Source organism: uncultured Bacillus sp. (assembly GCF_958411575.1).
GTDB classification, from domain to species: Bacteria; Bacillota; Bacilli; order Bacillales; family Bacillaceae; genus Bacillus; species Bacillus spizizenii.
Map to the genome: position 1 here is coordinate 104,619 of NZ_CATYRA010000006.1, position 21,653 is coordinate 126,271.

Annotated in this window: 26 protein-coding genes and 1 riboswitch; of the genes, 24 read left to right on the forward strand and 2 right to left on the reverse strand. The window is 44.4% G+C overall.

The annotated features are described in order from the left end of the window. Positions 1-126 precede the first annotated feature (126 nt). The 21 genes from Q5C82_RS11550 to Q5C82_RS11650 all read left to right on the forward strand — a co-directional run bounded on the left by Q5C82_RS11550 (position 127) and on the right by Q5C82_RS11650 (position 18,120). Positions 127-2,496 (forward strand): 3-hydroxyacyl-CoA dehydrogenase/enoyl-CoA hydratase family protein, encoded by a 2,370-nt coding sequence (locus Q5C82_RS11550; RefSeq protein ID WP_003222774.1) that lies wholly within the window; start codon positions 127-129, stop codon positions 2,494-2,496. A gap of 10 nt (positions 2,497-2,506) precedes the next feature. Further along, on the forward strand, positions 2,507-3,682 hold the full coding sequence (locus Q5C82_RS11555) for an acetyl-CoA C-acetyltransferase (RefSeq protein ID WP_003222776.1): 1,176 nt from the start codon (positions 2,507-2,509) through the stop codon (positions 3,680-3,682). 14 nt (positions 3,683-3,696) lie between these two features. Next, complete coding sequence (fadE, locus tag Q5C82_RS11560) at positions 3,697-5,481, forward strand: acyl-CoA dehydrogenase FadE (protein WP_003222778.1); 1,785 nt, start codon at positions 3,697-3,699, stop codon at positions 5,479-5,481. A 108-nt stretch (positions 5,482-5,589) separates the two neighbouring features. After that, positions 5,590-5,946, forward strand: a complete 357-nt coding sequence (locus Q5C82_RS11565; protein ID WP_003222779.1) for an arsenate reductase family protein — start codon at positions 5,590-5,592, stop codon at positions 5,944-5,946. Positions 5,947-6,012: 66 nt separating this feature from the next. Next, positions 6,013-6,396, forward strand: coding sequence for a glycine cleavage system protein GcvH (gene gcvH / locus Q5C82_RS11570; protein WP_003222781.1), 384 nt, complete (start codon positions 6,013-6,015; stop codon positions 6,394-6,396). A 55-nt stretch (positions 6,397-6,451) separates the two neighbouring features. Continuing rightward, positions 6,452-6,688, forward strand: a complete 237-nt coding sequence (locus Q5C82_RS11575; protein ID WP_003222783.1) for a YusG family protein — start codon at positions 6,452-6,454, stop codon at positions 6,686-6,688. A 77-nt stretch (positions 6,689-6,765) separates the two neighbouring features. Beyond that, the gene (locus Q5C82_RS11580) at positions 6,766-7,128 is read left to right on the forward strand and encodes a toprim domain-containing protein (protein WP_032727389.1); all 363 of its coding nucleotides are present in this window, start codon (positions 6,766-6,768) and stop codon (positions 7,126-7,128) included. 1 nt (position 7,129) lies between these two features. Further along, positions 7,130-7,450: a thioredoxin family protein gene (locus Q5C82_RS11585; RefSeq protein ID WP_003222787.1), complete on the forward strand. Its 321-nt coding sequence runs from the start codon at positions 7,130-7,132 to the stop codon at positions 7,448-7,450. A gap of 107 nt (positions 7,451-7,557) precedes the next feature. Then, positions 7,558-7,902, forward strand: a complete 345-nt coding sequence (locus tag Q5C82_RS11590; protein ID WP_003222789.1) for an SCP2 sterol-binding domain-containing protein — start codon at positions 7,558-7,560, stop codon at positions 7,900-7,902. Positions 7,903-8,016: 114 nt separating this feature from the next. Continuing rightward, positions 8,017-8,123, forward strand: a riboswitch (SAM riboswitch). Between the two features lie 105 nt (positions 8,124-8,228). After that, the gene (metN, locus tag Q5C82_RS11595; RefSeq protein ID WP_003222791.1) at positions 8,229-9,254 is read left to right on the forward strand and encodes a methionine ABC transporter ATP-binding protein MetN; all 1,026 of its coding nucleotides are present in this window, start codon (positions 8,229-8,231) and stop codon (positions 9,252-9,254) included. After that, positions 9,247-9,915 (forward strand): methionine ABC transporter permease MetP, encoded by a 669-nt coding sequence (gene metP / locus Q5C82_RS11600; protein ID WP_003222793.1) that lies wholly within the window; start codon positions 9,247-9,249, stop codon positions 9,913-9,915. Before metN ends, metP begins: the two co-directional genes overlap by 8 nt. Before the next feature lie 13 nt (positions 9,916-9,928). Further along, entirely contained in the window at positions 9,929-10,753 is an 825-nt protein-coding gene (metQ, locus tag Q5C82_RS11605; RefSeq protein ID WP_003222794.1) for a methionine ABC transporter substrate-binding lipoprotein MetQ, read from the forward strand. An 85-nt stretch (positions 10,754-10,838) separates the two neighbouring features. Beyond that, positions 10,839-11,216, forward strand: a complete 378-nt coding sequence (locus Q5C82_RS11610; RefSeq protein ID WP_003222796.1) for a carboxymuconolactone decarboxylase family protein — start codon at positions 10,839-10,841, stop codon at positions 11,214-11,216. A gap of 192 nt (positions 11,217-11,408) precedes the next feature. Continuing rightward, entirely contained in the window at positions 11,409-11,546 is a 138-nt protein-coding gene (locus Q5C82_RS11615) for a hypothetical protein (protein ID WP_003222797.1), read from the forward strand. Positions 11,547-11,738: 192 nt separating this feature from the next. Beyond that, positions 11,739-12,524 (forward strand): Fe-S cluster assembly ATPase SufC, encoded by a 786-nt coding sequence (gene sufC / locus Q5C82_RS11620; protein ID WP_003222801.1) that lies wholly within the window; start codon positions 11,739-11,741, stop codon positions 12,522-12,524. Positions 12,525-12,541: 17 nt separating this feature from the next. Continuing rightward, positions 12,542-13,855 (forward strand): Fe-S cluster assembly protein SufD, encoded by a 1,314-nt coding sequence (gene sufD, locus Q5C82_RS11625; RefSeq protein ID WP_003222803.1) that lies wholly within the window; start codon positions 12,542-12,544, stop codon positions 13,853-13,855. Continuing rightward, the gene (sufS, locus tag Q5C82_RS11630; RefSeq protein WP_003222805.1) at positions 13,855-15,075 is read left to right on the forward strand and encodes a cysteine desulfurase SufS; all 1,221 of its coding nucleotides are present in this window, start codon (positions 13,855-13,857) and stop codon (positions 15,073-15,075) included. The genes sufD and sufS overlap by 1 nt, the downstream gene beginning before the upstream one ends. Beyond that, positions 15,065-15,508, forward strand: a complete 444-nt coding sequence (gene sufU / locus Q5C82_RS11635) for a Fe-S cluster assembly sulfur transfer protein SufU (RefSeq protein ID WP_003222809.1) — start codon at positions 15,065-15,067, stop codon at positions 15,506-15,508. The genes sufS and sufU overlap by 11 nt, the downstream gene beginning before the upstream one ends. A 20-nt stretch (positions 15,509-15,528) precedes the next feature. Further along, a complete protein-coding gene (gene sufB, locus Q5C82_RS11640) occupies positions 15,529-16,926 on the forward strand; it encodes a Fe-S cluster assembly protein SufB (protein WP_003222811.1) in 1,398 nt (465 codons plus the stop codon). Between the two features lie 423 nt (positions 16,927-17,349). Beyond that, complete coding sequence (locus Q5C82_RS11645; RefSeq protein WP_003222813.1) at positions 17,350-17,628, forward strand: helix-turn-helix transcriptional regulator; 279 nt, start codon at positions 17,350-17,352, stop codon at positions 17,626-17,628. Between the two features lie 108 nt (positions 17,629-17,736). Beyond that, positions 17,737-18,120 carry a VOC family protein gene (locus tag Q5C82_RS11650; RefSeq protein WP_003222815.1) on the forward strand — a complete coding sequence of 128 codons (384 nt, stop codon included), beginning with the start codon at positions 17,737-17,739 and terminating at the stop codon, positions 18,118-18,120. A 153-nt stretch (positions 18,121-18,273) separates the two neighbouring features. On the opposite strand, the gene Q5C82_RS11655 is transcribed toward Q5C82_RS11650, so the two are convergent. Together Q5C82_RS11655 and Q5C82_RS11660 are read right to left on the reverse strand one after the other, a co-directional pair. Further along, positions 18,274-18,546 carry a hypothetical protein gene (locus Q5C82_RS11655; RefSeq protein WP_003222817.1) on the reverse strand — a complete coding sequence of 91 codons (273 nt, stop codon included), beginning with the start codon at positions 18,544-18,546 and terminating at the stop codon, positions 18,274-18,276. Next, positions 18,546-18,695 carry a hypothetical protein gene (locus Q5C82_RS11660; RefSeq protein ID WP_003222818.1) on the reverse strand — a complete coding sequence of 50 codons (150 nt, stop codon included), beginning with the start codon at positions 18,693-18,695 and terminating at the stop codon, positions 18,546-18,548. The genes Q5C82_RS11655 and Q5C82_RS11660 overlap by 1 nt, the downstream gene beginning before the upstream one ends. Before the next feature lie 158 nt (positions 18,696-18,853). Between Q5C82_RS11660 and Q5C82_RS11665 the strand changes: the two genes are divergently transcribed. The 3 genes from Q5C82_RS11665 (at position 18,854) to frlB (ending at position 21,649) form a co-directional block, all read left to right on the forward strand. Beyond that, positions 18,854-19,978 (forward strand): FAD-binding oxidoreductase, encoded by a 1,125-nt coding sequence (locus Q5C82_RS11665; RefSeq protein WP_003222821.1) that lies wholly within the window; start codon positions 18,854-18,856, stop codon positions 19,976-19,978. 95 nt (positions 19,979-20,073) lie between these two features. Then, on the forward strand, positions 20,074-20,448 hold the full coding sequence (locus Q5C82_RS11670; RefSeq protein ID WP_003222823.1) for a nucleotide excision repair endonuclease: 375 nt from the start codon (positions 20,074-20,076) through the stop codon (positions 20,446-20,448). A 214-nt stretch (positions 20,449-20,662) separates the two neighbouring features. Further along, the gene (gene frlB, locus Q5C82_RS11675; protein ID WP_003222825.1) at positions 20,663-21,649 is read left to right on the forward strand and encodes a fructosamine deglycase FrlB; all 987 of its coding nucleotides are present in this window, start codon (positions 20,663-20,665) and stop codon (positions 21,647-21,649) included. Positions 21,650-21,653: the final 4 nt, after the last annotated feature.

Below are 21,653 nucleotides of genomic sequence, written 5' to 3' on the forward strand. Positions count from 1 at the left end.
AAAAAAATAACAAATTAGCTATTGAAGTCGGACCGGAAATCTTTTAAGATGAAAGAAGAAACGAGTTTCATTTTTTTTGGTCAAAAAATGAATGACTATTCATTCAATGTTCAAGGGGGATATCTCATGCACAAACACATTCGGAAGGCAGCCGTTTTAGGATCGGGGGTAATGGGTTCCGGGATTGCGGCGCATTTGGCTAACATCGGAATTCCTGTCCTGCTGCTTGATATTGTGCCGAACGATTTGACAAAGGAAGAGGAAAATAGGGGGCTGACGAAGGACAGTCCGGAGGTGCGCAGCAGGCTGAGCCGGCAGGCGGTGAAAAAACTGCTGAAACAAAAGCCCGCTCCCCTCACATCAGCAAAAAATACCTCCTATATCACATCAGGCAACCTGGAGGATGATGCAGCAAAGCTCAAAGAAGCAGATTGGATTATTGAAGTCGTTGTCGAAAACCTTGAAGTTAAAAAGCAAATTTTCTCACTTGTGGATGAACACCGGAAGCCTGGAAGCATTGTCTCAAGCAACACCTCCGGCATATCAGTGCAGGAAATGGCTGAAGGCCGGTCGGATGATTTTAAAGCTCATTTTCTTGGAACGCACTTTTTTAATCCCGCCCGCTATTTAAAGCTGCTGGAGATCATTCCGATTAAGGAAACGGACCCTGATATATTAAAGTTTATGACAGCTTTCGGTGAAAATGTCCTCGGAAAAGGCGTTGTTACAGCAAAGGACACACCGAACTTTATCGCAAACCGCATTGGAACATACGGGCTTCTCGTCACAGTCCAAGAAATGCTGAAAGGCGGCTATCAGGTCGGGGAAGTCGATTCAATCACGGGCCCGCTGATCGGCAGACCGAAAAGCGCGACCTTCAGAACGCTTGATGTTGTCGGACTCGATACATTTGCCCACGTCGCCCGAAATGTGTATGACAAAGCGGATGGAGACGAGAAAGAAGTGTTCCGCCTGCCAGTTTTCATGAACGATATGCTGGAAAAAGGATGGATTGGAAGCAAGGCAGGCCAAGGCTTTTATAAAAAAGAAGGAAAAACGATTTATGAGCTTGACCCAGTGACGCTTACTTACGGCGAGCGGACAAAAATGAAATCACCGGCACTTGAAGCGGCAAAACAGGCAAAAGGGACAAAAGCGAAAATGAAAGCGCTTATTTATTCGGAGGACAGAGCCGGCAGATTGCTGTGGAATATCACATCACAAACCCTGCTTTACTCAGCCGAACTGCTTGGTGAGATTGCCGATGATATTCATGCAATTGACCAAGCCATGAAGTGGGGATTCGGGTGGGAGCTGGGCCCGTTTGAAATGTGGGATGCGATCGGCCTCAGGCAGTCGGCAGAAAAGTTTAAGCAGCTTGGAGCAGATATTCCTGGCTGGATCAAAGACATGCTGGACAAAGGAAATGAAACCTTTTACATCCAAGAGAACGGAACGGTATTTTATTATGACTGCGGCGAATACAGAGCCGTGAAAGAAAACAAAAAACGGATTCATTTACAAGCGATCAAGGAAACAAACGGTGTGATTGCGAAAAATAGCGGAGCTAGCTTGATTGACATTGGAGATGATGTGGCCCTTCTCGAATTCCATTCGAAAAGCAATGCGATTGGCCTTGATATCATTCAAATGATCAACAAAGCGTTAGAGGAAACAGAGCGGAACTACAAAGGCCTTGTCATCGGCAACCAAGGAAAAAATTTCTGCGTCGGCGCGAATCTTGGCATGATCTTAATGGAAGTCCAGGATGACAACTTTTTGGAAGTTGATTTCGTAATACGTCGTTTCCAGGAGACGATGATGAAGATCAAATACAGTGCGAAACCGGTTGTCGCCGCGCCATTTGGCATGACGCTCGGCGGCGGAACGGAAGTGTGTCTGCCGGCGGCGCGTATTCAAGCAGCAAGCGAAGCCTATATGGGGCTTGTGGAATCCGGCGTCGGCCTCATTCCTGGCGGAGGAGGAAACAAAGAGCTGTACATCAACCATCTTCGCCGCGGTCTTGATCCAATGAATGCCGCAATGAAAACATTTGAAACGATTGCGATGGCGAAAGTATCCGCTTCCGCCCAAGAGGCTCGTGAGATGAGCATCTTAAAAGAAACGGATCACATTAGCATGAATCAGGACCACCTGCTTTACGATGCAAAGCAGCTGGCTGCATCTTTATACGATACTGGCTGGCGGCCGCCTGTAAGAGAAAAGGTTAAGGTGGCGGGAGAAACCGGTTATGCGGCACTCTTGCTTGGCGCTGAGCAAATGAAGCTGTCCGGCTATATATCAGAGCATGATTTCAAGATCGCGAAAAAACTCGCTTATGTTATTGCCGGCGGAAAAGTGCCGTTCGGTACAGAGGTTGATGAAGAGTATTTATTGGAGATCGAGAGAGAAGCGTTTTTGAGTTTGGCAGGAGAGGCGAAATCTCAAGCGAGAATGCAGCATATGCTTGTGAAAGGTAAACCTTTACGGAATTAGGAGGGAGCTTATGAAAGAGGCAGTCATAGTGTCAGGTGCAAGAACACCGGTTGGGAAAGCAAAAAAAGGATCGTTGGCCACCGTTCGTCCGGATGATTTGGGAGCGATTTGTGTAAAAGAAACACTGAAACGGGCAGGTGGCTACGAAGGCAATATTGACGATTTGATTATCGGCTGTGCAACACCTGAAGCGGAACAGGGACTAAATATGGCGAGAAATATTGGCGCGCTTGCGGGACTGCCGTATACGGTCCCGGCAATTACAGTCAATCGCTACTGCTCTTCAGGTCTTCAGTCCATCGCATATGCGGCAGAAAAAATTATGCTCGGCGCCTACGATACAGCGATCGCCGGCGGAGCAGAATCCATGTCGCAGGTTCCGATGATGGGGCATGTGACCCGTCCGAACCTCGCATTGGCAGAAAAGGCGCCGGAATATTACATGAGCATGGGCCACACGGCCGAGCAGGTCGCGAAAAAATACGGCGTCTCCCGCGAGGATCAGGATGCGTTTGCCGTTCGCAGCCACCAGAACGCGGCCAAAGCCCTTGCAGAGGGGAAATTTAAAGATGAGATTGTTTCCGTCGAAGTGACGGTGACAGAAATCGGAGAAAACCATAAGCCTCAGGAAACACAGTTTGTGTTTTCTCAGGATGAAGGCGTTCGCCCGCAAACGACGACAGACATCTTAGCGACATTGCGTCCGGCTTTTTCCGTTGACGGAACGGTTACTGCGGGCAATTCCTCGCAGACGAGTGACGGAGCGGCGGCAGTTATGCTGATGGACCGGGAAAAAGCTGAAGCACTGGGCTTGGCGCCGCTTGTGAAATTCCGCTCCTTTGCAGTAGGCGGTGTGCCGCCGGAAGTGATGGGCATCGGACCGGTGGAAGCCATTCCGCGTGCCTTGAAGCTTGCCGGGCTTCAACTGCAGGACATCGGCTTGTTTGAACTGAACGAAGCTTTTGCATCACAGGCCATTCAAGTGATAAGGGAACTGGGAATTGATGAAGAAAAAGTGAATGTCAACGGGGGCGCAATCGCACTTGGACATCCGCTTGGTTGTACGGGTACAAAGCTTACACTCTCACTGATTCATGAAATGAAACGGAGAAACGAGCAATTTGGAGTCGTCACAATGTGTATCGGCGGCGGGATGGGAGCGGCCGGTGTATTTGAATTATGCTAAAGGGGGAAAAACAAATGGCAAAAAAAGCGGCTGAAGTACAAAAGGGCGGCGGTTTCTTAATCGAGGATGTCACATACGATCAAATGTATACACCGGAGGATTTCACTGACGAGCATAAAATGATTGCGAAAACAACAGAGGACTACATTGAGCAGGATGTTCTCCCTCATATAGATGACATCGAAAACCATCAATTCGAGCATTCCGTCAGGCTGTTGAAGAAAGCAGGCGAACTTGGGCTGCTTGGCGCTGATGTGCCTGAGGAATACGGAGGGCTCGGCCTTGATAAAATCAGCTCGGCACTCATCACTGAAAAATTTTCGCGTGCGGGAAGCTTTTCGCTTTCTTATGGCGCGCATGTCGGCATCGGCTCCTTACCGATCGTCTTTTTCGGATCAGAAGAACAAAAGAAAACATATTTGCCTGGACTCGCTTCAGGCGAAAAGATCGCTGCTTATGCACTGACTGAGCCTGGCTCTGGGTCTGATGCGCTTGGAGCAAAAACAACAGCCGTGCTGAATGAAGCAGGAACGCATTACATGTTAACCGGGGAAAAACAGTGGATTACCAACTCTGCCTTTGCTGATGTATTTGTCGTTTACGCTAAAGTGGATGGCGAAAAGTTCTCGGCCTTTATTGTAGAAAAAGATTTCCCGGGTGTATCCACGGGTCCGGAAGAAAAGAAAATGGGAATCAAAGGATCATCGACAAGAACGCTCATTTTAGACCAGGCTGAAGTGCCGAAAGAAAACCTGCTTGGAGAAATCGGCAAAGGGCATCTTATCGCCTTTAATATTTTAAACATCGGCCGCTACAAGCTGGCGGTTGGCACAATCGGTGCATCTAAGCGGGTAATCGAGCTGTCTGCGGCATACGCAAATCAGCGGCGCCAATTTAAAACGCCGATTGCTAGCTTTTCGCTGACCCAGGAAAAAATTGCGACAATGGCATCAAGGCTGTACGCGATGGAAAGCTCTGTGTACAGAACTGTTGGGCTGTTTGAAGACAATATGAGCCAGTTTACAGCCGAAGATCTCAAGGACGGCCGGCAAATTGCCAAGTCAATTGCCGAATACGCCATCGAATGCTCTCTGAATAAGGTATTTGGCTCTGAAACGCTTGATTATATCGTAGATGAAGGCGTGCAGATTCATGGAGGCTACGGTTTTATGCAGGAGTACGAAGTAGAAAGAGCCTACAGGGATTCAAGGATCAATCGGATTTTTGAAGGCACAAACGAAATCAACCGGTTAATCGTGCCAAGCACCTTCCTGAAAAAAGCGCTCAAAGGCGAACTGCCTCTATTTGAAAAAGCACAGTCGCTGCAGGAAGAACTCATGATGCTTATGCCTGAAGAGCCTGGCAGCCGCGTGTTGGAGCAGGAGAAATATATTGTCAAGCAAGCCAAAAAAATCGCGCTGTTCGCTGCCGGTCTCGCTGCGCAAAAATACGGAAAAGCCATCGATCGCGAACAAGAAATTCTCGTCAACGTCGCGGATATCGTCAGCAATGTGTATGCAATGGAATCAGCCGTGCTCAGAACGGAAAAGGCCATTGCCGCACAAGGCGAAGAAAAAGCGGCGCAAAAGGTGCTGTATACAGAAATTTTCGTTCAAGAAGCCTTTAACGAAATTGAAGCGCACGCGAAGGAATCCCTCATCGCAATGGAAGAAGGAGATTCACTCCGCATGATGCTTTCCGCTCTGCGCAAGCTCACGCGCGTAACACCTAAAAACGTCATTCAGAAAAAACGCGAAGCGGCAGCGGGCGTTTTTGAGGCTGAAAAATATATTGTCTGATTGGCCAAGAGCTCCGCATGCGCGGAGCTTTTTTAAGAAGCACTGTTTTAGGTTTTTAAAACAAACTGTGTTAAAATAACCTCGATTATTTTATTGAGGGGGAAGAAGATGTCGTTAACTTTTTACTGGTACCCTAAATGCGGAACGTGCCGCAAAGCAAAGAAATGGCTTGAAGAGCATGGGAAAGAAATAAACGAAATACATATTGCAGAGCAGCCTCCGAGCAAAGAAGAACTAAAAGCGCTTTATGAAAAAAGCGGGCTGGATCTCAAGAAATTTTTCAACACGAGCGGCATGAAATACCGCGAGCTGAATCTCAAGGAAAAGCTGTATCACATGTCGGAGGACGAGCAGCTTGAACTGCTGGCTTCAGACGGAATGCTGATCAAACGCCCACTTACAACAGACGGCGAAAAAGTGACAGTCGGATTTAAAGAAGACCAATTTGAAGAAAACTGGGCTTAATGTAAATTTTTTTTGAAAAGTATGTTATCTTCTTATTGTAGTGCTGTAAAAAATGGAGGGATTCAATTGAGCATACCTAAAGATTTGCGTTACTCAGGAGAACACGAGTGGGTAAAAGTTGAAGGAGAAAAAGCCAGAATCGGAATTACGCATTTTGCCCAGTCTGAGCTAGGCGACATCGTGTTTGTCGAACTTCCTGAAGTCGGCGCTGAAATCAAAGCGGACGAGCCATTCGGCAGCGTTGAATCCGTTAAAACGGTATCCGAGCTTTATGCGCCGATTAACGGAACTGTTGTGGAAGTAAACGAAGATCTTGATGACAGTCCGGAATTCGTCAACGAATCTCCGTACGAAAAAGCATGGATGATCGTCGTTGAGCCGTCTGACGCTTCTGAAATTGAAAAACTGATGACAGCAGAGCAGTACGAAGAGATGACACAAGAAGACTAAAACAGGATAGCTGCAAAGGCAATTGGACACGCTAACGTTATGGGAGGTGTCCAATATGGCTTTCAGCAAACAAAAGCTCGATGTCACCAATGATGTGACAGGCCGCTTTCAAAATGGCCGGCTCTCGTTATATCATGAAAATGAGATGATCGGCCAAATGACAAGCATGAATGAATATGAGCTTAAGTCCGGTTATTCCTTTGAAAATGAGAAATTTTATAAGACAGCTGATGTGGTCTCAGGAAACGACGAAAAATACGTGGATTGTGACTACGAAAACGGCTGGTGTTAATGTTGGCGGTGAATTTCACTGCCTTCTTTTACAATCTGAACGTTTCAAATATGACGCGGCAGGTGAAGAAGATGAAGATGGATGAGCTGGAAAAGGTTATGATTGTCGAAGGGAAAACAGATAAAGAGAAAATCGAAAGCGTCCTGAATGAACCAGTGCGCATTATCTGCACAAACGGAACAATCAGCCAGCTGAAGCTTGAGGAATTGGCTGACGAGCTTTACGATAAAGACGTCTATATATTAGTTGATGCTGATGAATCAGGCGAGAAATTAAGAAAACAGCTGAAAAGAGAATTTAACGAAGCCTGCCATCTATATATCGACAGAGCCTATAAGGAAGTAGCGGCTGCACCCAGGCAACATATTGCCTCTGTATTGCTGCGCGCGAATTTGAATGTCCATACTATTTTTCTTGAAAGAAAATCCCGAGGTGTATAGCATGAAAGAACTCCAAGAACATGAGCTTGAGCACATTGCAGATGATGTGTATCTCCTTTATTTATATACTCCGTTTTGCGGCACCTGCCAGCTTGCAAGCAAAATGCTGACAGTAGTGAAAGAAATGCTGCCTGATGTCGCCTTCTATAAAAACAATGTCAATTACTCTCCGACATTCGCAAAAGCGTATCAAATTGAAAGCGTTCCTTGTTTTCTGCTGTTTAAAGGCGGAAAAGTGGTCGAAAGAGGATATGCGTTTCATTCTGTTTCTTATTTATATGAGCTGATCAAACAAAAATCATCTTCCGCATCCCATTTATGACATATTTCTCTGTACAATCCAATGAAATTGTCGTTCGTTTTATAAAGGGGTTCTTGCGCCAGAAAGAGAAATGTGTATGTATGACCAACAAATAGGAGGTTGTACATATGGAGAAAGCGGAAGTTTTAGAAGATGAGTATCAGCATCTGTTTTTAAAACCCCTTTTGAACGCTTCAACATTGCTCATTACCTTCCAAGGAGAAACAGAAGCCTTAACCGTCTCAATAAACGAACAGGGAGAAATGAAAAAAATTTCTTCGCCCCAAACGTCCAACCTGACCTTTTACGGAAACCAAGCAGAAATCATTCATTTATTGCACGGAGACATTTCCCTTCAGCACCTGATTCAGAGCGGAAGCCTGAAAGTGAAGGGGTCATTCAGAGCCCTGTTAAAACTAGAAGCCATTCTCTGGCTGACGAACGGATTTTTTCAGAGGATTTTAAAGAATTAAAAAATAGGAAATTATTATAATAGTAAAAGTTGACATCATTTATTTTATTGACATTTAATCATTCGCCATGCTATTCTACATTAAGAATTTCCGGACGAAAAAGACTATATATTTCTCTTATCAAGAGAGGTGGAGGGAAGTGCCCTATGAAGCCCGGCAACCATCAACGCTGTTGAAATGGTGCCAATTCACACGAAGCGTTCAGCTTTGAAAGATGAGAGAAAGGCATTTTATATAAGCCTTTCTGCTCAAGTGTGCAGAAAGGCTTTTCTTTTGCAGAAAAACCCGGAAGATTTCTTAGAATAGTGTTAAGGCAGGTGATTGCTTTGATCAATCTTCAAGATGTTTCAAAAGTTTATAAGTCGAAACACGGAGATGTCAATGCTGTCCAAAATGTCTCGCTTTCCATTAAAAAAGGTGAGATTTTTGGAATTATAGGATATAGCGGAGCTGGTAAAAGTTCCTTAATCCGTCTGCTGAACGGCCTTGAGAAACCAACCTCAGGAACCGTTGAAGTGGCGGGAACCAAGATTAATGAAGTAAACGGACGCGATTTAAGAAATGCACGCCATGAAATCAGCATGATTTTCCAGCATTTCAATTTGCTTTGGTCGCGGACCGTTAGAGACAATATCATGTTTCCTTTAGAAATTGCCGGGGTGAAAAAGAGCGAACGGATCAAGCGCGCCGATGAACTGATTAAACTGGTAGGTTTAGAAGGAAAAGAAAAATCTTATCCGTCTCAGCTGAGCGGCGGGCAAAAGCAGCGTGTCGGAATTGCCAGAGCGCTTGCAAACAATCCGAAGGTTCTCCTTTGTGATGAAGCGACATCAGCATTAGATCCGCAAACGACAGATTCAATTTTGGATCTATTGTCCGATATTAATGAAAGACTCGGTTTGACAATTGTGCTCATCACACACGAAATGCATGTCATTCGCAAAATCTGCAACAGAGTCGCTGTCATGGAAAACGGAAAGGTTGTGGAAGAAGGCGAAGTTCTCGATGTCTTCAAAAATCCGAAGGAAGACATGACAAAACGATTTGTTCAGCAGGTGACAGAGCCGGAAGAAACGAAAGAAACGCTTCAGCACCTTCTTGATGAAACAGCATCAGGAAAAATGGTTCAGCTCACGTTTGTCGGTGATTCGGCTGAACAGCCTCTGATTACAGAAATGATCAGAAACTTTAATGTCAGCGTCAATATTCTGCAAGGGAAAATCTCGCAGACGAAGGATGGAGCTTACGGTTCACTGTTCATCCATATTGATGGAGACGAGGAAGAAGTGCAAAACGTGATCCGGTTCATTAATGACAAACAGGTGAAAGCAGAGGTGATCACGAATGTTTGAAAAATACTTCCCGAACGTTGATTTAACTGAGTTGTGGAACGCGACATATGAAACTCTTTATATGACGCTGATCTCTTTACTGTTTGCTTTTGTCATCGGGGTGATCCTCGGCTTGCTGCTCTTCCTGACAAGCAAAGGGAGCCTTTGGCAAAATAAAGCAGTCAACTCTGTGATTGCGGCCGTTGTCAACATATTCAGATCGATTCCATTCCTTATTTTAATTATTTTACTGTTAGGATTTACGAAGTTCTTAGTCGGCACGATCTTAGGGCCAAACGCCGCATTGCCGGCGCTGGTGATCGGCTCGGCACCGTTTTACGCGCGTCTTGCTGAAATCGCATTGCGCGAGGTGGATAAAGGTGTGATTGAAGCTGCTAAATCAATGGGCGCTAAAACGTCTACGATTATTTTTAAAGTGCTGCTTCCGGAGTCTATGCCGGCTCTTATTTCTGGCATCACGGTTACGGCCATCGCTTTGATTGGCTCAACGGCAATTGCCGGAGCCATCGGTTCAGGCGGCCTTGGAAACCTTGCGTACGTAGAAGGATATCAGTCTAATAATGCTGATGTTACCTTCGTTGCTACTGTGTTTATTTTAATCATCGTCTTTATTATACAAATCATCGGTGATGTCATAACAAATATTATAGACAAACGATAAGGGAGGATTTACATTGAAAAAGCTATTTTTGGGTGCATTACTGCTTGTATTTGCAGGGGTTATGGCTGCCTGCGGTTCAAATAACGGCGCTGAATCCGGCAAGAAAGAAATTGTGGTTGCAGCGACAAAAACACCGCATGCGGAAATTTTAAAAGAAGCTGAACCATTGTTGAAAGAAAAAGGCTACACGCTGAAAGTGAAAGTGCTTAGTGATTACAAAATGTACAACAAAGCTTTAGCTGATAAAGAAGTGGATGCGAACTACTTCCAGCACATTCCTTACCTTGAGCAAGAAATGAAAGAAAACACAGATTACAAACTTGTGAATGCCGGAGCTGTTCACTTAGAGCCATTCGGTATTTACTCTAAAAAATACAAATCACTGAAAGACCTTCCAAACGGTGCGACAATTATCCTGACAAACAACGTCGCTGAACAAGGCCGTATGCTTGCAATGCTTGAAAACGCAGGATTAATCACACTTGATTCAAAAGTGGAAACAGTTGACGCAACATTGAAAGACATTAAGAAAAACCCGAAAAACCTTGAATTCAAAAAAGTAGCGCCTGAATTAACGGCAAAAGCATATGATAACAAAGAAGGAGACGCGGTCTTCATCAATGTAAACTATGCGATCCAAAATAAATTAAATCCTAAAAAAGATGCGATTGAAGTAGAATCAACGAAAAACAACCCATACGCTAACATCATTGCGGCAAGAAAAGGCGAAGAAGATTCTGCAAAAATCAAAGCGCTGATGGAAGTTCTTCATTCTAAAGAGATCAAAGACTTCATCGAGAAAAAATACGACGGAGCTGTGCTTCCTGTATCTGAATAAGACTGAAACCCCGGATGAGAAATCCGGGGTTTTTTTTCGGGTATTTTCCTAAAAGCTGTTCATAATAAAAAGGAATGTTAAACAGATGGAGGGATTTTCTTTGAATCAAGACAGAGGAAGCATGCAGGACGCGCTAAAGCAGTATAAATTAGGTTTAGGCACATTTGAACAAAAAATGCCGCTGATGGGAAGAAAGTTTAACGAGTTTACTGAACAATGCTTTGCCGGCAATTCTCTGACTGAAAGAGAAAAACAGCTGATCGCCCTCGGAATCGCCATCAATGCCCAGGATGAATATTGCATGATCTATCACACAAAAGGCTGTCTTGATGAGGGAGCGACAGAAGAAAACATTCTCGAAGCCGTCAGTGTGGCAGCGGCATTTGGAGGCGGCGCGGCTCTTAGCCAAGGCGTGACAGTTGTCCAGCAGTGCATAGAGGAATTCGGAAACACCACGCATTAAGAGAAGGAATATTCCGAAAAACCATTCTCATTTGATCTGAAAGGATACTTTCGTCTCATCTGCCGTTATTTCAAGCCATATCCTTTTTGCGGCAGCCATTGCAGCGTTGATACAATAGAAGCAAATATATGAAGGGATTGATTCATTATTTGCAGCAGCCAGGATAGACTGGACCTCGATTATACGTCAGAAATGGAAAAAGCGATGCACCTATCTCACGGAATTGGATACGAGGAATACGGACGCCGGCTGGAAACAAGAATGAAAGTAGAGCGGCAGAGAGAGCTTGATTATGAAAAGAGCAAGCGGATTTCTGCGGGAGCTTATTGAGAAAATCAATCTTTTAAAAAAGGGTGGGAATCCACTCTTTTTCTTTTTCAATCGCTTTAATAAAGTGCTGATCTTTGTTAAACTTGAGGAATGTGCAAGGCACGATAAAAAGTTGTATTTACTTTTCATTTGTTATAAAATTAGAATGAGAATAAAATGAGAATAATGATTATATATTTTGGAGGTATAGATATGGCTGCTTCAACATTAACGATCAAAGATCTTCACGTTGAAATCGAAGGGAAAGAGATCTTAAAGGGTGTAAACCTTGAAATAAAAGGCGGAGAGTTCCACGCTGTAATGGGACCGAACGGAACTGGTAAATCCACTTTATCAGCTGCTATTATGGGGCATCCTAAATATGAAGTAACAAAAGGCAGCATCACGCTTGACGGCAAAGATGTACTGGAGATGGAAGTGGACGAGCGTGCGCAGGCGGGTTTATTCCTTGCGATGCAGTACCCAAGTGAAATCAGCGGTGTGACAAATGCCGACTTCCTTCGCTCAGCAATCAACGCGCGCAGAGAAGAAGGTGATGAAATTTCTCTTATGAAATTCATCCGCAAAATGGACGAAAACATGGAGTTCCTTGAAATGGACCCTGAAATGGCTCAGCGCTACCTTAACGAAGGTTTCTCAGGCGGGGAGAAAAAACGCAACGAAATCCTTCAATTAATGATGATTGAACCGAAAATCGCCATCCTTGATGAAATCGACTCAGGTCTTGATATTGATGCACTGAAAGTTGTATCTAAAGGAATCAACAAAATGCGCAGCGAAAACTTCGGCTGCCTGATGATCACTCACTATCAGCGCCTGTTAAACTACATCACTCCAGATGTTGTTCACGTTATGATGCAAGGCCGCGTTGTAAAATCCGGCGGTGCAGAGCTTGCACAGCGTCTTGAAGCAGAAGGTTATGACTGGATCAAACAAGAACTTGGCATTGAAGACGAAACTGTAGACCAAGAAGCGTAAGCGTTAGGGGGATTAACATGACACTAGGTACAAAACTATCCGTAGATCAGGAGTATCTCAAAAGCTTTTCCGAAAAGCATCAAGAACCTGCCTGGCTGAAAGACCTGCGCTTACAGGCTCTTGAACAAGCTGAGGATCTGCCGATGCCGAAGCCTGATAAAACAAAAATCACAAACTGGAACTTCACGAATTTCGCGAAGCATACAGTTGATAACGAACCGCTTTCTTCATTGGAAGATTTGACTGATGAAGTAAAAGCGCTGATCGATCTTGAAAACGAAGATAAAACATTATACGTACAGCGAGACCAGACGCCGGCATACCTTTCTCTTTCTCAAGAATTGAAAGACAAAGGCGTCATCTTCACTGATATTCTGACTGCCGCACGCGAGCACAGCGACTTGGTGGAGAAATACTTTATGAAGGACGGCGTGAAGGTTGACGAGCACAAATTAACTGCACTTCACGCGGCTCTTGTTAACGGAGGAGCATTCCTTTATGTTCCGAAAAATGTTCAGGTGGAGACGCCGGTTCAGGCTGTTTATGTCCACGAAAGCAATGATACGGCTCTCTTCAACCACGTACTGATTGTGGCCGAAGACCACAGTTCTGTAACATATGTAGAAAACTACATCAGTACTGTAAACCCGAAAGACGCCGTCTTCAATATTATCAGTGAGGTCATCACAGGTGATAATGCCAGCGTGACATACGGTGCGGTGGATAATCTGTCTAGCGGTGTGACAACATATGTTAACCGCCGCGGTGCTGCTCGCGGACGCGACAGCAAAATCGAGTGGGCTCTCGGCCTGATGAACGATGGCGACACGATTTCCGAAAACACAACAAACCTTTACGGTGACGGCACATACGGCGATACGAAAACGGTTGTTGTCGGAAGAGGAGAGCAAACAGAGAACTTTACAACACAAATCATCCATTTCGGTAAAGCTTCAGAAGGATATATCTTGAAGCACGGTGTGATGAAGGATTCCGCTTCTTCTATCTTTAACGGAATCGGCAAAATCGAACATGGTGCTTCTAAAGCGAATGCGGAACAAGAATCACGTGTGCTGATGCTTAGTGAAAAAGCACGTGGAGACGCAAACCCTATTCTTTTAATTGACGAAGACGATGTAACTGCAGGACATGCGGCATCTGTCGGCCGTGTGGATCCTATTCAGCTTTACTACCTGATGAGCCGCGGAATTGCGAAAGAAGAAGCAGAACGCTTAGTCATCTACGGATTCCTTGCGCCGGTAGTAAACGAACTTCCGATTGAAGGCGTTAAGAAACAATTAGTTTCTGTTATCGAAAGGAAAGTGAAGTAATGAATATCACAGATATTCGTGAACAGTTCCCGATCCTTCATCAGCAAGTGAACGGACATGATCTCGTTTATCTCGACAGCGCGGCGACTTCTCAGAAGCCGCGTGCTGTCATTGAAACACTGGATAAGTATTATAACCAATACAATTCCAATGTTCACCGGGGCGTCCATACACTTGGAACCAGAGCGACAGACGGTTATGAAGGAGCGCGTGAAAAAGTCCGCAAGTTTATTAACGCGAAGTCAATGGCTGAGATTATTTTCACAAAAGGTACGACCACATCGCTGAATATGGTGGCGTTAAGCTATGCGCGCGCCAACCTGAAACCGGGTGATGAAGTGGTTATCACCTACATGGAGCATCATGCGAATATCATTCCGTGGCAGCAGGCTGTCAAAGCGACTGGCGCCACATTAAAATATATTCCGCTGCAGGAAGACGGAACGATTTCTTTAGAAGACGTCAGAAAAACGGTCACAAGCAACACAAAAATTGTTGCAGTGTCTCATGTATCTAATGTCCTTGGCACGATCAACCCGATTAAAGACATGGCGAAAATCGCTCATGACAACGGGGCTGTTATTGTGGTGGACGGTGCGCAAAGCACGCCTCACATGAAAATTGACGTGCAGGATCTCGATTGCGACTTCTTTGCGCTTTCTTCCCATAAAATGTGCGGCCCTACCGGTATTGGTGTGCTGTACGGAAAGAAAGCCCTGCTGGAAAACATGGAGCCTGCCGAATTCGGCGGTGAAATGATCGACTTTGTCGGGCTTTATGAATCAACTTGGAAAGAGCTTCCATGGAAATTCGAAGCGGGTACGCCGATTATTGCAGGAGCAATCGGTCTCGGTGCCGCAATTGATTTTCTCGAAGAAATTGGTCTTGATGAAATCTCCCGCCACGAGCACAAGCTTGCAGCTTATGCACTTGAACGCTTCAGCCAGCTTGACGGCGTAACAGTTTATGGACCGGAAGAGCGTGCCGGACTTGTCACATTTAATCTTGATGATGTTCACCCTCACGATGTGGCAACCGTGCTTGATGCGGAAGGGATCGCTGTCAGAGCCGGCCATCATTGCGCGCAGCCGCTGATGAAATGGCTGGATGTAACTGCTACTGCAAGAGCAAGCTTTTATCTGTATAATACAGAGGAAGAGATTGATAAGCTTGTGGAAGCTCTTCAAAAGACAAAGGAGTATTTTACAAATGTCTTTTAATGCAAACTTAGATACACTATACAGACAGGTGATTATGGATCATTACAAAAACCCGCGCAACAAAGGGGTTTTGAATGACAGCATCGTCGTGGATATGAACAATCCGACATGCGGCGACCGAATCAGACTGACAATGAAGCTTGACGGAGACATCGTGGAAGATGCGAAATTTGAAGGGGAAGGCTGTTCCATTTCAATGGCATCCGCTTCGATGATGACTCAGGCGATTAAAGGGAAAGATATTGAAACAGCCCTTTCCATGTCTAAGATTTTCTCGGATATGATGCAAGGGAAAGAATATGATGATTCTATAGATCTCGGGGACATTGAAGCCCTTCAAGGCGTTTCAAAATTCCCGGCTCGTATCAAATGTGCAACCCTGTCATGGAAAGCACTTGAAAAAGGAGTCGCAAAAGAAGAAGGCGGCAATTAAAAGGATTGGAGTGAAAATGGATGGCTAAAAAAATGCCTGATATTGGTGAATACAAGTATGGTTTTCACGACAAAGACGTTTCCATTTTCCGTTCAGAGCGCGGATTGACAAAAGAAATCGTAGAAGAAATTTCTCGCATGAAAGAAGAGCCTCAATGGATGCTTGATTTCCGCTTGAAATCACTTGAGCATTTCTACAACATGCCGATGCCTCAATGGGGCGGAGATTTAAACTCACTGAACTTTGACGAAATTACGTACTACGTAAAACCGTCTGAGCGTTCAGAGCGTTCTTGGGATGAAGTTCCTGACGAAATTAAGCAAACATTCGACAAGCTCGGTATTCCTGAAGCTGAACAAAAATACCTTGCGGGTGTTTCTGCTCAGTACGAATCTGAGGTTGTATACCACAACATGAAAGAAGATCTTGAAGCGCAAGGCATCGTCTTTAAAGACACTGACAGCGCGCTGAAAGAGAATGAAGATATTTTCCGTGAGCACTGGGCAAAAGTGATCCCGCCGACTGATAACAAGTTTGCGGCGCTTAACTCAGCTGTTTGGTCCGGCGGATCTTTCATCTACGTCCCTAAAGGCGTGAAGGTTGAAACACCGCTTCAAGCTTACTTCCGTATCAACTCTGAAAACATGGGTCAGTTCGAACGTACACTGATCATCGTTGACGAAGAAGCAAGCGTTCATTATGTTGAAGGCTGTACTGCGCCTGTTTACACAACAAACTCACTTCACAGTGCGGTTGTTGAGATCATCGTGAAAAAAGGCGGCTACTGCCGTTATACAACGATCCAAAACTGGGCGAACAACGTTTACAACCTAGTAACGAAGCGTACAGTCTGTGAAGAAAACGCAACAATGGAATGGATCGATGGCAACATCGGTTCTAAACTGACAATGAAATATCCGGCTTGTATCCTAAAAGGCGAAGGCGCGCGCGGTATGACGCTTTCTATCGCTCTTGCGGGTAAAGGCCAGCATCAGGATGCGGGTGCGAAAATGATTCACCTTGCACCAAACACATCATCCACAATCGTGTCAAAATCGATTTCAAAACAAGGCGGAAAAGTAACGTACCGTGGAATCGTCCACTTCGGACGCAAAGCGGAAGGCGCCCGTTCTAACATCGAGTGCGATACGCTCATTATGGATAACAAATCAACTTCAGACACAATTCCTTACAATGAAATCTTAAATGATAACATTTCATTGGAGCACGAAGCGAAAGTGTCTAAAGTATCTGAAGAGCAGCTCTTCTACTTGATGAGCCGCGGTATTTCCGAAGAAGAAGCGACTGAAATGATCGTAATGGGCTTCATCGAGCCATTCACAAAAGAGCTTCCAATGGAATACGCAGTTGAAATGAACCGTTTGATTAAGTTCGAGATGGAAGGTTCAATCGGTTAATGTTGAGAACCTTTGTTTATCAATGGTTTAAAGGAATATTATAAATTGTATAATTGTCGGCGTGCCGATATGTCGTATGTAGGAGACGAACTTTTGAAGTTCGTCTCCTTTTATTTTTTCAGTGATATTAAGATAAGTATTCGCTATTCTTTTGAAGGTTAAACTAATCGAAAATGCGTATGTCAGACTTGCGATTCTTTTGCCAAAAGCCTATCTTGAAAAATATTAGAATCTAATAAAAAATACTGGATAAATTTGTTCTTGTTGTGATAATGGCCACATGATGTCTAATAATCAATAGGGGCAATATATCCTGCTTGCACAAGTAACTTTTCTATAGGGTTCAAACTACTTATGTGACTTTAACTGCTGCATCATTCGATTCTTTTATCAAGCAACCATACAGTTGCTTATGCTTGATATATGATTTGGGGCAAAGACGCTATATTCAAAGCACTCGGCGATTCGACTCGCCGGCTTATACTAGACGAACTATCTGAACGCAACGAGCTGACGTTGTATGAACTTACGATACGTCTTATTACAAAGCACAACCTCTCCATAACGCGACAGGCGATAGCTAAATATCTTTTTGTACTGGAAGATGCAGGGCTCGTAAAATCAAAACGAAAGGGAAAATACCGAGTACTTATATTCAACAACGAACCGCTTAAAAATTTGCTGAAAGGATGGATAGAGTAATTTTATAAAATTACAACTGAGTTTCTGATAAATGTTGGGTTGTGTACTTACAGCCAGATTGTTCGCACAGTACCATGTATCATAAATATCAAAGGAGGCAACAACAATATGAAAATCATTGTTACCAGTATATTTGTACAAGATCAAGACAAGGCATTGGAGTTTTATACAGAAAAACTGGGGTTTGTAAAAAAGGAAGACGTTCCTATGGGGAAATTCAGGTGGATAACGCTTGTTTCTCAAGATGATCAAGACGGAACCGAGCTTTTACTCGAACCGAATGAACATCCTGCCGCCAAGGAGTATCAAAAGAAGATATTCTCAGAAGGCTTCCCAGCAACAATGTTTGGCGTTGCAGATATTCAAAAAGAGTACAAACGATTAATGGAACAAGGCGTTAACTTTACGATGGAACCGACAAAAATGGGTCAGGTTACAATTGCTGTATTCGACGATACATGCGGTAACCTTATTCAAATTGTACAAAAGTAGCCGATGCGGGTTTTACGAGCGGTGAAGTGGTTTTATAACTGTTCTATTCACAATTAATTAAGTGAATTTTTCATAAAACAGGACGTGACTGGTGTTTAGCTGCGTCCTTTTTGTATGCAGAAGAAAAACCGCTGGCCGAGGGGCCGCGGTTTCTTACTCTTCGATCTCCTGATTGATGATTTGTTTTACAGATGTATTGCTGTTATGTTCCCTGTTCATCTCTTGTAAACGAGTATAAGCCGTGTCAAATTCCTCTTTTGACATCTGTTTTGCGGCTAATGCAGAGCATAAAATGGCAAAGGCGATCGGCATTGTATCAATGTGAATATCGATATGGACCTCTGAGTTGCCGCTGTTTTCGATCATAGATCCATTGTTAGGCATCTCTTGAGTATGTCTGTTGATAGGAATGATATTCTCGTTCATTACTCTTCTCCGTCTTGAGACTGTGCCTGTGCCTGATCCTGATCTGTATTCACGTTGACTACGACTTTTGCATTACCGCTGTTTTCAACTTTAGCAACTGATACATTGCGCTTTTGGTTTTCTTCATTTTCATGACGATTGTCGCTCATGGTATCACCCTTTCTCTATTGATAGTGACAGGTTATTCGATAGGAGAGTGAAGAGATTGGACGAACTTCGCGGTTTTTCCACATTAGGGCTAAAGGTCGAAGGAAAGCACTCTATTTGGTAAAATGAATAGACATTATAAAAGAAAAGGTGTTTGCATATGAAATCGTACATCATCGTCGGTGCAGGGATTCTCGGTGCGTCGACGGCTTACCATCTCGCAAAATCAGGCGCTCGAGTTACTGTCATTGATCGAAAAGAGCCGGGACAAGCGACTGATGCGGCGGCAGGGATCGTTTGTCCTTGGCTTTCGCAGCGCCGCAATCAGGATTGGTATCAGCTTGCTAAGGGAGGAGCACGGTACTATACGGATTTAATCCATCAATTGGAAGAAGACGGGGAAACGGATACAGGGTATAAGCGTGTCGGTGCCATCAGCATTCATACTGATGCGTCAAAGCTTGATAAGATGGAGGAGCGGGCGTATAAGAGACGGGAGGATGCGCCGGAGATCGGCGACATTACCCGCTTGTCCGCAAGTGAAACGAAAAAGCTGTTTCCGGTTTTAGCTGATGGCTATGAATCAGTTCATATCAGCGGTGCCGCTCGTGTAAACGGAAGAGCGCTGTGCCGGTCGCTTTTAAGCGCTGCAGAGAAACGCGGCGCAAAGATCATCAAAGGAAATGCGTCCCTGCTTTTTGAAAATGAAACGGTCACCGGCGTCCAAACAGACACTCAGCAGTTTACGGCTGACGCGGTAATTGTGACAGCGGGGGCATGGGCCAATGAGGTCATGAAGCCTCTTGGCATTCATTTTCAAGTGTCCTTTCAGAAAGCGCAGATTATGCATTTTGAAATGACGGAAACGGATACAGGATCGTGGCCGGTTGTGATGCCGCCGAACGATCAGTACATTCTTTCGTTTGATAACGGCAGAATTGTAGCTGGCGCCACACACGAAAACGATGCCGATCTTGATGATCTGCGTGTGACAGCCGGAGGACAGCACGAAGTATTGAGTAAAGCGCTAGCGTCAGCACCGGGTCTTGCTGATGCTGCTGCCATTGAAACAAGAGTGGGCTTCAGGCCGTTTACACCGGGGTTTCTGCCGGTTGTTGGCGCTGTACCGGATGTTAAAGGCCTTTTTGCCGCTAACGGTTTAGGCGCTTCGGGATTAACGATGGGGCCGTTCTTGGGATCAGAGCTCGCAAAGTTAGTTCTCGGAAAGCAGACAGAAATCGACCTTAGCCCTTATGATATAGCCGGAGCGTTGCATAATAAGTAAAAGCATAACAAACAAATATAATAAAGCTGTTCTAGCTTTTCTTTTCTGTCTGTGTTAGCATTTATCTTTAATGAAAAAGAGGACGTGAACTGATTTTGATAAAAATTGATATACCCGCACCGAATGTCACTATCACCGAACGACAGCAGTCAGCTAATGATAACGAGCCGAAAATAAAGGCGATTTACGGATTCATCGACTTTCACCAGATACCAAGGGATAAAGGCGGCATCTTCATGTTTTATAACATTCATGACGAGCTGCTGTTTGTCGGTAAAGCTAGAAAGTTAAGACAAAGAATTAAGAAGCATTTTGAAGACACTGTCTCACCGATCAAACACCACAGAGACGAAGTATATAAAATTGAAGTATGTGTAGTCGAAGATCCAATGGAAAGAGAAATTTACGAAACATATATCATCAATACACAGCACTCGAAGTACAATGTAGACAAGGTATTTTTTAAATAAGAAGTCAGTCTGCGGATTGAACAGCGAGGCCAGAGCTTATATTAAGTTCTGGCTTTTGATTTGGGCATTTTTCCGCAGATAGATCTTTGTCTATCATCCGAGTGAATTAATGAGAAATTTCAGAAAATAATATTGACAATCCTACCTCTGGACTTTAATATAACAATATATAATGTTATATAACGTTATATAATAAAAATAAGGAGTGAAGGATTTGAGTCAAGCCACAGCAAAAGTAAATCGTGAGGTTCAAGCTTTCTTGCAGGATTTGAAAGGGAAAACCATTGACCATGTATTCTTTGTCGCATGCGGAGGGTCTTCGGCCATTATGTATCCGAGTAAATATGTGTTTGACAGGGAGTCAAAATCAATCAACTCCGACCTTTACAGCTCCAACGAATTTATTCAGCGCAACCCTGTTCAGCTTGGTGAAAAGTCTCTTGTTATTTTGTGCTCGCATTCGGGAAATACCCCGGAAACAGTCAAAGCTGCTGCGTTTGCAAGGGGCAAAGGCGCACTTACGATTGCGATGACGTATAAACCAGAGTCTCCTTTAGCGCAGGAAGCACAATATGTTGCCCAGTACGATTGGGGTGACGAGGCGCTTGCGATCAATACGAACTATGGCGTTCTGTATCAAATCGTTTTCGGCACCCTGCAAGTATTAGAAAACAATACGACATTTGAACAAGCAATTGAAGGTTTAGATCAATTGCAGGCTGTGTATGAAGAAGCCCTTAAGCAGGAAGCTGACAACGCACAGCAATTCGCAAAAGCTCATGAAAAAGAAAGCATTATTTATACAATGGCAAGCGGTGCAAACTACGGTGTCGCTTACTCCTACAGCATCTGCATTCTCATGGAAATGCAATGGATTCATTCCCACGCCATTCATGCCGGAGAATATTTTCACGGACCGTTTGAAATTATTGATGAATCCGTGCCGTTTATCATCCTGCTCGGTTTAGATGAAACAAGACCTCTTGAAGAGCGGGCGCTTACCTTCTCGAAAAAGTATGGCAAAAAGCTCACAGTGCTTGATGCCGCATCTTACGACTTCACTGCAATTGACGATTCAGTTAAAGGCTACCTTGCTCCGCTCGTTCTCAACCGTGTGCTGAGAAGCTATGCGGACGCGCTGGCAGAGGCGAGAAATCATCCTTTATCTCATAGAAGATACATGTGGAAAGTTGAGTATTGATCTG